Here is a 14,441-nt window from a genome sequence, read left to right as displayed (position 1 = left end):
GGGTTCATCCAGAAAGACGAGCGGCGGCGCCCCGTAGAGCGCCCGCGCCAGCCCCACGCGCTGGGCCTGACCGGCGGAAAGACCGCGTCCGCCCCAGCCAAGCGTCAGATTGTAGCCGCCCGGCAAATGCTGGATCATGTCATGGGCGCCGCTCAACCGTGCCGCCTCGATAACGGCGGCGTCGACGGCTTCATCATCGTCGGACAGAAAATTCTGGAAGCGCGCGATATTTTCCTTGATCGTTCCGGCAAATAGCGATGTGTCCTGCGGCAGATAGCCGACGAAGGCGGCAAGGCGCTCCGTATCCCAATCCTGAATATTGGCGCCATCATAGCGGATCGATCCGCGCAACGGCCGCGCGGCGCCCGAAAGCATGCGCAGCAACGTTGACTTGCCTGCGCCGCTTGGTCCGACAATGGCGACCACCTCGCCGGGTTCTACCGTAAAGCTGATATCCGCCAGTACGGGCCGGTCCTGATTGGGCAGGAAATGGGTCAGATGCTCGATGGCGATATGCCCATGGGGGGCGGGTAATTTGGTGAGGGTGACGTCCGCTTCCCTCGCAGCGAGCAGATCATTCAGCGTGGCATAGCTGGCCCTCGCATGGACGACGTTGCGCCACGCGCCCAGCAATTGGTCGATCGGCGCCAGTGCCCGCCCGATCAGGAAGGAGGAGGCGAAGATCGCGCCGGCGGAAATCTGATTGTTGATCGCCAGCCACGCGCCAAGGCCCAGTGCCAACGATTGCAGCAAAAGCCGGATGAACTTGCTGATCGCGACATAATGGCCGCCGGCAAAGCTGGCATGAGCCTGCAGGTTGAGCATCGCGTGACGCTCGAACAAATGACGCCGCACCAGCGCGCTGCGCATGCCCAGAGCGCGAATGACCTCGGCACCCGCAAGCGTCTGTTCCTGGCTGACATAGGCCTTGTTAGCGGCATCATTGGCCTGTTTCAGAGGGGCGTTGGTCTGCTTCTCGTTGCGCACGGCGATGTATAGCAGGGCTGCACCGCCGACGACCGCCATCGCCGCGATGGCCGGATGGATGAGGAAGCAGACGATGACGTAAACCGGACTCCAGGGGAAATCGAAGAAGGACAGGATGGTCGGCCCGGTCAGCGCCTGCCGCAGCGTGTCGAATTCACGCAGCACCTGCTTGTTCATCGCCTCTCCGGTCGACCCGCGGCCGCTCAGCGTGGTATCGAGCAGCAGTCCGGCCAATTGCCGGTCCAGCCTGATGCTTGCCCTTATCAGCAAGCGTGACCGCACTTGCTCCAGAAGCGAAAGGGTTCCGATCACCACGGCGATGATGATGGTGAGGAAAAGGAGCGTAAGCCGGGCCTGACCGGCCACGACCCTGTCGTATACCTGCAACATATAGAGCACAGGCCCGATATAAAGGAGGTTCATCAGGGCGCTGAATATGAGCGACCACAGAAAATGGCGCCGGCAGGATGCCAGCGCGGCTTTCATCGGGGCGGCGGGCTTCTGGAGGTCAAGCAACATAAGATCCGCCCTGTCCCTCTGCCGATAATGTTGTCCCTATGTCCTTATAATTTTTCTATAATATCTCGCTGACTTTCGGTAAATATAACAAAAAGTATAGATGAGCATCTGTGCCGGTTTGGTGCGGTTCAGTTCATGGCAAGATCGATCAGTGCGTCGATGTCGGTATGTTCTTCCAATTGAGCTGCGATCCGGTCCAGCGCCTCGTTCACTGAGGCCTGATAGTCGCCCAGCGTGGATTTGCAGCCTAGCCGGGACAGAAAGGCGGCGCGCAGGCCACTGCTCGCGAACAACCCATGGACATAGGTGCCGATGACGGAGCCGTCGCCATTCATCGCCCCATCCGCGTGGCCGTTATCGAGACGAGAAAAGGGCCGTTCGCAATCCGCGCCTTGGGTGACGCCGACATGCATTTCATAGCCGCCAAATGCTGCGCCCAGCGCGTGACCTTGCGTCCGCTCCAGCCTCTTGATCGGCGTCAGTCGCGTTTCGACGTCCAGCAGGCCCAGCCCTTCTACGCTGCCCGGCGGACCTTCGATACCGTCCGGGTCCGCAATTTGCCGTCCCAGCATCTGGTAGCCACCGCAAATGCCCAGTATCGGGCGTCCCCGCCGATGATGCGCCCGGATGTCGATATCCCACCCCTGATCTCGCACTGCCTGCAAATCGGCGATGGTGGCCTTCGATCCGGGGAGGATGATGAGCGCGGCTTCTGCGGGAATGGGCTGTCCGGGCGGCACCATGACGACATCAATGCCCGGTTCCAGCTTCAGCGGATCGAGATCGTCGAAGTTGGCGATGCGCGGCAGAATGGGGCAGGCGATCATCAACCGGTCGCCCAAATGTCCTGGCGGCCGTTCCAGTATGACGGCGTCCTCGCTCGGCAGGCGGACGGCATCCCCCAGCCAGGGAATGACGCCCAATCCCCGCCAGCCCGTCAGCCGCTCGATATGCCGGTAGCCGTCGTCAAACAGGGCGGGATCGCCCCGGAATTTGTTGATCAGGAACCCCTTGATCATGGCCGCATCGGCAGGATCGATCACCGTCCTGGTGCCGGCGATCGCCGCGATCACGCCGCCCCGGTCGATGTCGCCTACCAATATGACCGGCACTTTCGCCGCGCACGCGAAACCCATGTTGGCGATGTCGCCCGCGCGCAGGTTCACTTCGGCAGGCGATCCTGCGCCCTCGACCACCACAATATCGCATTGCGCCTTCAGCCGGTCATAACTTTCCAGCACGGCGTCCAGCAACGCGCCCCGCGCGGAGCGGAAATTCCCCGTCCCCAACTTGCCTCGCACCTGACCATGAACGACCAGTTGCGACGTGCGGTCTGCCTGAGGCTTCAGCAGAACGGGGTTCATGTCGGTATGCGGTTCGACCCCGGCGGCGATTGCCTGAAGCGCCTGCGCCCGACCTATCTCTCCGCCGTCGGCGGTGACGGCGGCGTTGTTCGACATGTTTTGCGGCTTGAAAGGCCGGACGTTATAGCCGCGATGAACGAGCGATCGGCAAAAACCGGCGACCAGCAGGGACTTGCCCACGTCCGATCCTGTTCCCTGAAGCATGATGGCGGCCATGGCGCCGCTCCTGCATGGTGCGGGCGGCGGAGGCAAGCCCCTTCGGTCGGACCGGATCGGACGAGTCGGCGCGGCGGCGCATGTCCACGGTGTCCAGGATCATGCCGCCCGCCATGAATACGCTGCCGGTGCAGGCGAGGGCGAGCAATTTGCCGCCGAAGCCAGGATATTGCTGAATATAGACGAGGCCGCGTTCAGTCGCGCCAAGCGCGAGGGCGTAGATCACAAGAAACGCCTCGAACTTGGTCTTGATCGTGAAGAGGCGTTTGATCCGTTGCATATGATCCCACCGGCTACGTGGCCAAGGCTATGGGATTAAATCGCCCGAAAGCTGCAAATGGTCAACAACGGTTAACCATGATTGTTCGATGCGGGCGATAAGCCGCGTGTCGGCCAAATCTGCAGGCGCGATGGCTTCGGGCCAGTAAGCCTCCACGATTGCCGCGATGCCGTCCAGCTTGCGTTCATCGACCAGGAAGCGGGGATCGATATTGGAGGGATCGGCGACCACGCGCAGGCGCAGGCAGGCGGGGCCGCCGCCATTGGCCATGGACTGGCGGACGTCGACGGGAACCAGCTTCCGGATCGGGCCGTTGCCCGCGACCATGGCTTCCAGCCATGCCCATGTATCCGGCAGGTCTTGCGCGTCGGTCGGCAGGATCAGCGCCATTCCGCCATCGGGCAGCGTCACCAGCTGGGCGTTGAAAATATAGCTTCGGATCGCGTCGGACAGGCTGACCGCGCTGGCAGGAACCTCGACGATCTCGACGGTCGGCAGCAGCGCGCGAAGCTCGGCATAAAAGCGATCCTTCTCGGCAAAGGCATGTTCATGGGTGAAAAGGACATGCTCGTTGGCCACGGCGACGACGTCATTGTGAAAGGCGCCGGCCGCAATCGCCTTTTCCGATTGCATCACGAACAGCGTACGGGCAGGTTCAAGTCCATGGAGGCGCGCCACAGTCTTGCTCGCCTCGACATGCTGGCGTGCCGGGAAAGGCCCGCCGGACTGTCCATAGACGAACACTTCCACGCCCGCCTCGTCATGGCGCGCGCAAAGGCGCATATGATTGGCCGCGCCTTCATCGCCGAAGGGCGGCGGAACGGGGCCATGCACCGCGAAGGCGCTTTGATCGGAAAAGGCGAGCCGCAATTGCGCCAGCGTCTGCGGCCATTCATGGCTGCGATGCGGCATGGTGACGAGATTGGCTACGGTCAGATGCGTGCGCTTGTCCGCCGTATCGGCTGCGGGCGACACGGTGGCCGCATTGGCCGCCCACATGGATGAAGCCGACATGGCGGCAGCGCGGATGTGCGCTTCAGCATTGCCGACATCCGTGCCCAGGGCGCTCAACCAGACGCCATCGGGCCGCCATTGGGGCAGGAACAGTCCCTGCGTCAGCCCCATGCGGAGATTGGTCCGCATCTTCTCTATGCCCTGAAGCGCCGCCGCTCTGGGATGGGCGACAGCTCCTGCATTGCGCGCCGACGCGAGGTTGCCAAGGCTGAGGCCGGCATAATTATGGCTCGGCCCGACCAGGCCGTCGAAATTGATTTCTCTGACCGTCATGCCCGTTCTGCCGCCCGTTCTGCCATCGTGAAGTTCTGTCCCGGCTCCAGACCGAGCAATTCGGCCGATGGCCGATCCAGCGAGAAGGTGCCGTCATCCCGTTCGATGACGAAGCCGTAAGTGCATCGATAATCGGCAAGGCGCCCGGTTGCGATCAGCACCTTGTCCCCGCCCTTTTCATGTACGGCGCTCACTGCCACATCGGCGGCGTGGGCGACGGTTCTCAGCGAATTGATCTGTCCTACCATCGTCGGGCCGCCGTCGAAAATGTCGACATAGCCGGGATTGGTGAAGCCTTCGGTTTCCAGCATCCGCATCGCCGCCCTTCCGTTGGGATGAGGCATGCCGATGACGCTGCGGGCGCTGTCGGTCAGCATCGCGATGTAGATCGGCGTCTTGGGCATCAGGTCGGCGATAAACTGGTTGCCGTTCACTGCGTTGAACTCGTCGGCCTCCTGAAAGGTCATGCCGAAAAAGCGGCCCGCGAGACCGTCCCAGAAGGGCGATCCACCCGCTTCGTCGATCACGCCGCGCAGTTCGGCGATGATCCGCTCGCCGAAGCGGGCGCGGTGGTTGCGGATGTAGAGATAGCGGCTGCGCGCCAGCAACAGACCCAGGCCTTCCGCCCGCTCGCGAGGATGAAGGAAGAGGCCGCCCACTTCGGTCGACCCCTCAAGATCGGTGACGAGCGACAGCATCTCGGCCCGGAAGGTGCGCGAAAGCTCCCTGCTATGCTGTGTCAACACGCCCAGGCGATAGGAATAGAAAGGCCAGCTCTGCCCGATCTTGCTGAATATCTGACAGGTGCCGCGAACCTGGCCGGTCTGGCTGTTTTCCAGCACCATGACGATCAACTCGTCCTCGACGCTCTCCGTCTGGCGCGCCAGAGCCTCTTCGGTCCGTTCCAGCTTGGCCGCAAGCGACTTTCGATCCGGCGGTAGGTTGGTAAAGCCGCCGCCCGTCAGTTTCGCCATTTCGTAGAGGGTTTGCAGATCATCGGCGCGCGCGCTGCGCATGAAAAAGCTCACGCCTTCATTCCCCCTGTTGAAAAATGTCCCTGCGCCATGCGGAGCAGCACCAATGCGGACAGCCTTGCCCGTTCAGCCAGGCTGTCGACGGCCAGATATTCCAGATCGCTGTGAATGTTCCCGCCGCGCACGCCCATGGTGTCCACGACGGGGACGCCGCAGGCTGCGATATTATTGCCGTCGCAAACGCCGCCGGTGTCCCGCCAGGCGATGGGCAGACCCAGTTCGGACCCGCATCGGCGCACCAGCGAAAACAGGCTCTCCGCTTTGGCGTCCATCGGTTTGGGCGGGCGGCCAAAGCCGCCATGAAGGTGCATCGTCACATCATGCTCCAGCGAAACCTGCGCGATGGCCTGTTCGAGCAATTGTCGTGCCCTGTCCTCATCAGCAGGCGTCCGGGGCCGGAAATTGACGTGCAGCAGTGCGTGGTCCGGAACGACATTGTTAGGGCTGCCCCCGTCGATTCGCGCCGGGTTGCAGGACAGGCCCGTGCGGCTGCCCGCCTTCAGGCGTAGCGCCAGATCGGCCGCAGCCAGCAGCGCATTGCGGCCATCGTCGGGATTGCGGCCCGCATGGGCGCTCAGGCCGGTCACGACGATCGCGAAATTGCCGCTGCCCGCCCTTGCCCCCGCCAGCGTGCCGTCGGGCAGGGCGGGTTCATAGGTAAAGGCGGCGAGTTTGCCTGTTGCCGCCTGACGCAGCAAGGAGGCGGAAGATGGGCTGCCTACCTCTTCGTCGCTGTTGATGATGACGTCATAGCCTAGTCGCGCGGCTTCCGGCGTCGCTTCGACAGCGTGCAGGGCGGCAAGCATGACGGCCAGACCGCCCTTCATGTCGGCCACGCCCGGCCCATTGAGTGTCCGCTCGTCCAGCCAGCGTAACGTCTGAAACCCATGATCCGCGGGGAAAACCGTGTCCATATGGCCGGTCAGGAGAATTTGAACGGGCGCTTCCGGCCTGACCGAAAGGCGTAGATGCCGTCCATGTGCCAGTGCCGTCGATTGTCCGTCGGGCGCGACGGTTTCGACTGGTTCAGGGTCGATCAGGGTGACGGCCCCCGGCAAGGCGCCGAATGCCTCCGCCAGCATGTCCGCCATGACCGCAAGGCCAGCCAGATTGCGCGAGCCGCTATTTACGCCGGCCCATTTTTCCGTTTGTTCCAGCATGGGAGCATGTGCCGCGACTTTCAGCACAGCCAGCTCCGACGAAGAAATTCCTCTCATTTGCCGACCCTATCAGAGCGTCGACAAAGCCTCCACCCCCGCCAGCAGGCGCACCCCATCAGAAATCATAAGTCAGGGTCAGGCGGCTGAGCGTATCGAAGTCCCGCGCCGACAGCAGCGTTTCGGACTCATACTGAACATTGTAAGAAAAGGCGGCCGACCAGCGCGTCCCGACCTTGGTTTCCAGCGAGGTCAGGGAGTTGAGCGTATATACGTCGCTTTCCGCGTAGCCCGATGCGGTCTGCCTGAACGTCAGCGCAGGCGCGAGACGCCAGGCAAAATCCATCGAACCGCGCGCACCCAGTTTGGTTTCGCGTGCGCCGATCACGTAATTGGCATGACGGATCGACGGCCCTGCGTCCAGCGACAGGTCGATGGGCTTGCTGACGATGATCTTGTAACCGATGCCCGCCGAAGCAGTATAGCGCTCCTCATAGCCGATGGACGTGTCACGTTCGAACTGCGTCAGGCCATAGACGAAGCCCCGCGGATCGAACTCGTAGCGCGGTTCATAGCTTGCGCTATAGCGCTCGCGCGAGGTCACGCCATTCGCACGGCGATAATCGACGCTGGCGGACAGCTTGTGTGACCACTGGATGCCGGATCGCTTGATCGCTGCACTGGCACTGATACCGATTTCGCTGGTGGAGCCGGTGGAGCGAAATCCGCCCGCCTCGACCTTGCCGGTCCAAAGTTCGATAAAGCGGGCTTCCCGAATAACGGTGTCGCGCGTGGCTTTGGTCCTATCCTTCCAGCTGTTCACCATATGCTGGATTTCATCGGCCGAACCGGGATTGGTTTGTTTGGCGATCTTCGCGACGGTGACGATTTCCGTCTCATTGCCGTTCGCAATGGCCGCCTCCAGCATCTCGCGTACGGAAGGCGGCAGCAGCACAGGATAATTCGCCCTTGCAGGCGTTGCCGCGAGCAGGGGTAGGAAGGCCAGCCAATAGCGCATGCGCGCCCTCATACCGACATGACGGCTGATTTTAACCCTCTTTCAGATCAACGCTCTGAATTCTTGCAGAATATCCCGATAGAGCTTCCGCTTGAAGGGTACGATCAACTCCGGCAGCGATTCGGGGTCGGTCCATTTCCACTCCCGGAATTCCGGATGGTCGGTGTGGATATTGATGTCGTCATCGGTTCCCAGAAAACGGGCAAGAAACCAATATTGTCGCTGGCCGCGATATTTCCCGCCCCACAGCTTGCCGATCAGTTCCGGCGGCAGGTCGTAGAAATGCTCTTCCCTGGCCTTGGCGATGATTTCGACATGCTCTCGGACGATGCCCGTTTCCTCGACCAATTCGCGCAGGGCAGCGGCTCTCATGTCTTCGCCGTCGTCGATGCCGCCCTGGGGCATCTGCCAGGCTTCGACGGCGTTATCGATTCGCTGTCCGACGAAGACCTTGCCATCCATGTTGACCAGCATGATGCCGACGCATGGCCGGTAGGCGAGTTCTGAATCATTCGGCATTGACGCCATCACAGTCCCTGATCGTTGCCAATTTGTGCAGTGCGAGAATAAGCGGCGGTAGCCCTTACGTCCATGGATGAAAATTGCTCCGACGGCGATTTGTGCAGGGGTGAGGCCGAAACGCGATGGCGCCGTTGGAAAGGGGCGCGGGAAATGGCATTGAAGGCAGCATGTCTTCTCCCGCCATCCTCTGGTTCCGTCAGGATCTTCGCCTTTCCGATCAGGCGGCTGTCGCCGCAGCCGCCCATGACGGCCCGGTGATCCCGGTATACGTGCTGGACGACGAAACGCCCCGGCAGTGGAAGATGGGCGGCGCGTCGCGATGGTGGCTGCATTACAGCCTGAAAAGCCTGGATGAAAATCTGCGGGCGAAAGGGTCCCGACTGGTTCTGAGGCGCGGCGATTGCGCGGAGCAACTGGAAGCTGTTGCGCAGGAATCAGGCGCGCGGAAAGTTCATGCGCTGCACCATTATGAGCCGTGGTGGCGCAATGCGGAAAAGGCCGTCGCAAAGCAGCTAGACCTCTGTCTGCATGATGGAACGTTGCTGCTGCCGCCGGGAGCGGTGCGGACCGGGAACGGCGGTAGCTACCGCATTTACACGCCGTTTTCGCGCGCACTGATGGAGCAGATGCCGCCTGCTTCGCCCGCATCTGCCCCTTCCCATCTCGCCGCCCCGGCCCGATGGCCGCAGAGCGATTCGCTCGACGATTGGCAATTGTTGCCGAAAAAGCCGGACTGGGCAAAAGCCTTCGCCCACGACTGGACGCCGGGCGAGGCGGGCGCTCGATCCAATGTTGCAGCCTTTATCGATGACGCGGCCGGATATGAAACGGCACGCAACCTGCCTTCGCAGGAGGGCACATCCCGCCTGTCGCCGCACCTCCATTTCGGCGAGGTATCGCCTGCCTATGTCTGGCACCGCATCAGCCAGGCGCCGGGTGATGTGACGGCTTTCCTCAGGGAACTGATCTGGCGCGACTACGCCCATACGCAGATATGGGCGATGCCGCGCTACGGGTCGGAAAATGCCCGCGACAATTTTGATGCCATGCCATGGCGCGACCTGCGGGAGGCACGGGCGGATTTCGCCGCATGGAAGACAGGGCGTACCGGCTATCCCATCGTGGATGCGGGCATGCGTCAACTTTGGGCGACCGGATGGATGCACAATCGCGTCCGTATGATCGCGGCCAGTTTTCTCATCAAGCATCTGCTGATCGATTGGCGGCATGGCGCCCGCTGGTTCTGGGACACGCTGGTCGATGCGAGCTATGCCAACAACAGCGTGAACTGGCAGTGGGTGGCCGGCAGCGGCGTGGATGCCAATATTTTCTCGCGGATCATGGCGCCTCTCACCCAATCCGAAAAATTCGACGCCGCGGATTACATCCGGCAATGGGTGCCTGAACTGGCGCAAGTCGACGATGCGAGCATCCACGATCCTGACGCCCATGGTGCGCGGCCGCCCGATTATCCTCCCAAATGCATCGGTCATCGTGAAGGACGGGAGAGGGCCCTGTCGGCGTATCGCAACAGCAGGCCATGATTGCGATGCGATAAGCCGTGCGGCAGAATGACGGCATGAACGCAATCGATCCCCGCCGGGGCCGGCCGGCCGCATCCCGCCGCCAACCGTTGGTGCGTCGCAGTCATGGCTGGGTGATGCAACTTGCCAGCCGCCCGTTTCACCGCCTTCTCGATCGCATGGATGAGGGATTGGAGGCTGGCGGCTTGCATGCGATCCTTCCTGACGGCACGCAGCGACTGCTCGGGTTTCGCGCGCCGGGGCCGGAATGCGAAGTCCATCTGCTCCGTTGGCGGGCCCTGTTCCGCCTGGTCGCGGGCGGCTCGGCGGGATGGTACAGGGCGTGGGCGGCAGGAGAGTGGAACAGCCCCGACCCCGTTCCGCTTTTCGCGCTTTTCATGGCCAATGCCGTGCGCTTGGGCAACGTCGCGCGACCGGTTGGACCTGGCCGCTGGATCGGTGTGCTGATGCATTGGACGCGGCGGAACAGTCGGAAGGGGGCGCGTCGCAACATCGCCTTTCACTATGATCTGGGCAACGATTTCTATGCCTTGTGGCTCGACCGGGCCATGCATTACTCCAGCGCGCTGTTCCGCGATCCTGAAGACCGGATCGAAAGTCTTGAGCGCGCCCAGGAGCGGAAGGCAGACGCCATTCTGGACCGGCTGGACCTGCGGGATGGCAGCGCGTTGCTGGAGATCGGCTGCGGCTGGGGCGGTCTTGCCGAACGGGCCATGGAGCGCTGCGCTATCGCTTATCACGGACTCACCCTGTCGCGGGAGCAGGCGCGATATGCGCGAGACCGGCTTGGGGCGGGCGCGAACATCATCCTCAAGGATTATCGGGCGGCGGAGGGGCAATATGACGCCATTGCCAGCGTCGAAATGGTCGAGGCGGTGGGCGAGCCTTATTGGCCTGCCTATCTTGATGCCATTGCGCGGCTGCTCAAACCGGGCGGCAGGGCGGCGATCCAGTATATATGGATCGATGATGCGATTTTTCAGCGCTATGCCCGCGGCGCCGATTTCATCCAGACCTATATCTTTCCCGGCGGCATGTTGATTTCGGAAAGCCGTTTTCGTGCGCTGGCTGAAGAAAGGGGGCTGGAATGGCGGGACGTCCGACGCTTCGGCGCGCATTATGCGGAGACGCTGAGGCGCTGGCGGGAACGCTTTGACCGTGTCATTGACAGGGGTCAGCTTCCCGCCAGCTTCGACCAGCATTTCGTCGACCTCTGGCGTTATTATCTGATGTACTGTGAGGGCGGCTTTCGAGGCGGGACCATCGACGTCGCGCAGGTGACGCTGGTGAAGCCTGTTTAATCAACCCGGATACGGCTGCCGGTTGGCGTGTCGGCAACGGCGAGTTCCACAATCGCCTGCGCAACGACCGCCGGTTCCTTAAGCGTCGAGGGGTCTTCCCCCGGGAAGGCCCGCGCCCGCATCGCGGTTCTGGTAGCGCCCGGATCGACGATATGGGTCCGGATCGCGGAGATGTTCTTCACTTCCTCGCCATAGGCATTGACCAGCGTTTCCAGCGCAGCCTTGGACGCACCGTAAGCGCCCCAATAGGCGCGCGGCTGAGTCCCGACAGAAGAGGTGAGGGCGACGACGCGAGCATCGCCGCTTGCCCGAAGCATGCCATCAAAAGCGGCGATCAGGGCCTGGGGCGCCGCGATGTTAAGCGTCAGCAGCCGCGCAAATTCCTTGGCGTCGATGGCGGGAACCGAAGCAAGGCTGCCCAGGGTCGCCGCATTCAGCACCAATATGTCCAGCGCCTGCCAGCGGCCTGAAATCGCCTGCGCCAGGCGGCCGATGCTTTCCCCATCGATCAGGTCGAGCGGCGCGATCGTCGCGTGACCCCCTGCCTTGTGAATGCGATCTTCCACTTCTTCCAGTCCGCCGCTGGTTCGTGCGGTCAGGATCACATGGGCGCCGGCAGCAGCCAGCGCTTCAGCCGTCGCGGCGCCAATGCCACGGCTCGCGCCGGTGACCAGGGCCAGCTTCCCCGAAAAAGGCAGAGTCGACATGGGTTTCCCTTTCGCCTTGCCGCAACAGCAAGGGCAGCAATGGATCAGGCGGCCGGACGAGCCTTAGGCGGTAGGGCAAAAGGCCTGTCCGAGCGGTGAAAGAAAGTGGATCAGACCACCCGTTCTGCCAGCAGTTCCAACTGGTTCTGGACCACGGCTTCATCCTGATCGGTCAGCGTGGTCGGATAGTCGCCGGTGAAGCAGGCGTCGCAATATTGCGGACGGATGTCCGCGCGCTTCGCTTCGCCCAATGCCTTGTAGAGGCCGTCGATGGAAATGAAGGACAGGCTGTCGGCATGGATGAAATCCTGCATCCCGCCAATGTCCAGACGATGCGCCAGCAGCTTGGTGCGCTCCGGGGTGTCGACGCCATAAAAACAGCTATGTTTGGTCGGCGGGCTGGCGATGCGCATATGCACTTCCTTGGCGCCTGCTTCGCGCATCATCTGCACTATCTTCAATGATGTCGTGCCGCGCACGATCGAATCGTCGATCAGCACGATGCGCTTGCCTTCGATCAGGGCGCGATTGGCGTTATGCTTCAGCTTGACGCCCAGATGCCGGACTTTGTCGCCCGGCTGGATGAAGGTGCGTCCGATATAGTGCGACCGGATGATGCCGAGTTCGAAGGGAATTCCGGACTGCTGGGCATAGCCGATTGCCGCAGGTACGCCGCTGTCGGGCACCGGAATGACGAAATCGGCCTCGACCGGGTTTTCGATCGCGAGCTGCGCGCCGATGGCCTTGCGAACCGAATAAACGCTGGACCCGTCAACGACCGAGTCGGGACGGCTGAAATAGACATGCTCGAAAATGCAGGGACGCGCATGCGTTTCGCCGAACGGACGATGGCTCCGCACTTCGCCGTCATGGGTGATGATGACCAACTCGCCCGGATCGATCGATCGAACATGCTCAGCGCCGACGACGTCAAACGCGACAGTTTCCGACGCGAAGATGGTCGAATCGCCCAACTTGCCCATCACCAGCGGCCTGATGCCCAGCGGATCACGACAGGCAATCATGCCTTCGGGCGTCATGACGATCAACGAATAGGCGCCCTCGACCTGCTTCAGCGCATCGATGAACTTGTCGAGCAGCGTGCGGTAAGTGGATGTGGCGACCAGATGGATTATGACCTCCGTATCGGAGGTCGACTGGAAAATGGAACCGCGGCGGATCAGTTCCCGGCGCAGCTTCATCGCATTGGAGATATTCCCGTTATGAGCGACGGCGAAGCCGCCCGAGCTGAGTTCCGCATAAAGCGGCTGGACGTTGCGTAGCGACGTTTCGCCGGTAGTGGAATAGCGAACATGGCCGCAAGCCGCGCTGCCCGGCAAAGCGCGAATCACTTCGTCGCGATCGAAATTGCCAGCGACATGACCCATCGCCCGGTGGGTATGGAAGTCGTGACCATCCCAACTGGTGATGCCGGCAGCTTCCTGACCGCGATGCTGGAGCGCGTGCAGACCGAGAGCCACCATCGCGGAGGCCGTTTCAGCGTTGAAGACGCCGAAAATGCCGCATTCTTCACGCAGCTTGTCGTCGTCGAACGGGTTCGTCGTAAACATGGGTGTTTGATGATCCATTGCCGATCCTGGCCGCTCCATAGAGGCGGCTTTCGCGCGCATATAGTGCGTCGCCGATGATTTGTCGCCTGTCTGTCACAAAAAAGGGCAGATCGGCTGCTTGAGACGCATCGTTCAGGGCGCCGAAAATGGGAAAAAGGCCTACTGGTCTTGGAGCTTGGGGACGGCTAAGAGCGTCTCCCGATGCATCGTTTTGCCAATCCCGCCCGCTTCCTCAAGATCGCGCGGCCGCTGACAGCCTGGCTGTTCTGGCCGGGCCTGCTGCTGCTGCTGATCGGCAGCGTCTTCGGGCTGTTCGTGACGCCTGCCGATTATCTGCAAGGGGACACGGTCCGGATACTCTATATTCATGTGCCCGCCGCATGGCTGGGCATGGGGGGATGGTCCGGGATCGCCATTGCGGCGCTGACTCAGCTGGTCTGGCGCCATCCGCTGGCCGCCATCGCCGGACGCGCCGTTGCGGTTCCGGGAGCGCTGTTTACGGCAATCTGTCTGGTGACCGGATCCATATGGGGTCGTCCCACCTGGGGAACCTGGTGGGAATGGGATGGACGCATGACCTCCATGCTCGTGCTGTTATTCCTGTACCTCGGCTATATTGCGCTTGCCAACGCCAGCGCGAAGCATGGCACCGGCGGGGTCAGTCCTGTCACGGCGATTTTCGGTCTTGTCGGGGCGATCAACATTCCGATCATCAACCGGTCAGTGGTGTGGTGGAACAGCCTCCATCAAGGCCCCAGCATCACACTGCGCGGGTCCAGCATCGATGCATCCCTGCTCTGGCCGCTTGGTTTCACCTTGCTGGGATTTACCTTGCTTTTCGCGGCGATCGTGTTGATGCGGATGCGGGCGATATTGGCGCAGAACAAAATTGAGGCGCGCATGCAACGCCTTGCCAGGGGCTAATCGGGCGCGG

At 62.0% G+C, this 14,441-nt stretch carries 12 protein-coding genes and 1 pseudogene; 3 read left to right on the top strand and 10 right to left on the bottom strand.

Features of this window, described 5'->3' with window-relative positions; genetic code table 11:
- From ACFC3J_RS13975 to ACFC3J_RS13940, 8 genes and pseudogenes are all read right to left on the bottom strand, one after another.
- Window positions 1–1,473, bottom strand: a 1,473-nt coding sequence (locus ACFC3J_RS13975; RefSeq protein ID WP_375196770.1) for a type I secretion system permease/ATPase, incomplete at its 3' end; no start/stop codon positions are given.
- A 161-nt stretch (window positions 1,474–1,634) separates the two neighbouring features.
- Window positions 1,635–3,086 (bottom strand): cobyric acid synthase, encoded by a 1,452-nt coding sequence (locus tag ACFC3J_RS13970; RefSeq protein WP_375196768.1) that lies wholly within the window; start codon window positions 3,084–3,086, stop codon window positions 1,635–1,637.
- Window positions 3,087–3,153: 67 nt separating this feature from the next.
- Window positions 3,154–3,366: pseudogene (locus tag ACFC3J_RS13965) on the bottom strand (hypothetical protein); the annotation flags it as partial.
- A 27-nt stretch (window positions 3,367–3,393) separates the two neighbouring features.
- Window positions 3,394–4,653, bottom strand: coding sequence for an N-succinylarginine dihydrolase (locus ACFC3J_RS13960; RefSeq protein WP_375196767.1), 1,260 nt, complete (start codon window positions 4,651–4,653; stop codon window positions 3,394–3,396).
- Window positions 4,650–5,681 (bottom strand): arginine N-succinyltransferase, encoded by a 1,032-nt coding sequence (locus ACFC3J_RS13955; RefSeq protein ID WP_375196766.1) that lies wholly within the window; start codon window positions 5,679–5,681, stop codon window positions 4,650–4,652. The genes ACFC3J_RS13960 and ACFC3J_RS13955 overlap by 4 nt, the downstream gene beginning before the upstream one ends.
- Window positions 5,678–6,904, bottom strand: a complete 1,227-nt coding sequence (locus ACFC3J_RS13950; protein ID WP_375196765.1) for a hydrolase — start codon at window positions 6,902–6,904, stop codon at window positions 5,678–5,680. The genes ACFC3J_RS13955 and ACFC3J_RS13950 overlap by 4 nt, the downstream gene beginning before the upstream one ends.
- Window positions 6,905–6,962: 58 nt before the next feature.
- Window positions 6,963–7,862, bottom strand: coding sequence for a YdiY family protein (locus tag ACFC3J_RS13945; protein WP_375196769.1), 900 nt, complete (start codon window positions 7,860–7,862; stop codon window positions 6,963–6,965).
- Between the two features lie 42 nt (window positions 7,863–7,904).
- Window positions 7,905–8,390: an RNA pyrophosphohydrolase gene (locus ACFC3J_RS13940; protein WP_375196764.1), complete on the bottom strand. Its 486-nt coding sequence runs from the start codon at window positions 8,388–8,390 to the stop codon at window positions 7,905–7,907.
- Between the two features lie 161 nt (window positions 8,391–8,551).
- Between ACFC3J_RS13940 and ACFC3J_RS13935 the strand changes: the two genes are divergently transcribed.
- Together ACFC3J_RS13935 and ACFC3J_RS13930 are read left to right on the top strand one after the other, a co-directional pair.
- On the top strand, window positions 8,552–9,928 hold the full coding sequence (locus ACFC3J_RS13935) for a cryptochrome/photolyase family protein (protein WP_375196763.1): 1,377 nt from the start codon (window positions 8,552–8,554) through the stop codon (window positions 9,926–9,928).
- Window positions 9,929–9,963: 35 nt separating this feature from the next.
- A complete protein-coding gene (locus ACFC3J_RS13930) occupies window positions 9,964–11,229 on the top strand; it encodes a class I SAM-dependent methyltransferase (RefSeq protein ID WP_375196762.1) in 1,266 nt (421 codons plus the stop codon).
- Here the strand turns inward: ACFC3J_RS13930 and ACFC3J_RS13925 are convergent.
- Both ACFC3J_RS13925 and purF read right to left on the bottom strand, forming a co-directional pair.
- Window positions 11,226–11,936, bottom strand: coding sequence for an SDR family NAD(P)-dependent oxidoreductase (locus tag ACFC3J_RS13925; RefSeq protein WP_375196761.1), 711 nt, complete (start codon window positions 11,934–11,936; stop codon window positions 11,226–11,228). The two genes, ACFC3J_RS13930 and ACFC3J_RS13925, sit on opposite strands and share 4 nt — an antisense overlap.
- Window positions 11,937–12,046: 110 nt before the next feature.
- Window positions 12,047–13,507 carry an amidophosphoribosyltransferase gene (purF, locus tag ACFC3J_RS13920; RefSeq protein ID WP_375196760.1) on the bottom strand — a complete coding sequence of 487 codons (1,461 nt, stop codon included), beginning with the start codon at window positions 13,505–13,507 and terminating at the stop codon, window positions 12,047–12,049.
- A 201-nt stretch (window positions 13,508–13,708) separates the two neighbouring features.
- Here purF and ccmC point away from each other — a divergent pair, with 201 nt between their 5' ends.
- Window positions 13,709–14,431 carry a heme ABC transporter permease CcmC gene (ccmC, locus tag ACFC3J_RS13915; RefSeq protein ID WP_375196759.1) on the top strand — a complete coding sequence of 241 codons (723 nt, stop codon included), beginning with the start codon at window positions 13,709–13,711 and terminating at the stop codon, window positions 14,429–14,431.
- Window positions 14,432–14,441 lie beyond the last annotated feature (10 nt).

The organism is Sphingobium sp. (assembly GCF_041987595.1).
Classification (GTDB): domain Bacteria; phylum Pseudomonadota; class Alphaproteobacteria; order Sphingomonadales; family Sphingomonadaceae; genus Sphingobium.
The sequence above is the reverse complement of the archived record's forward strand: the minus strand, read 5'-3'. Positions and strand labels throughout refer to the sequence as shown.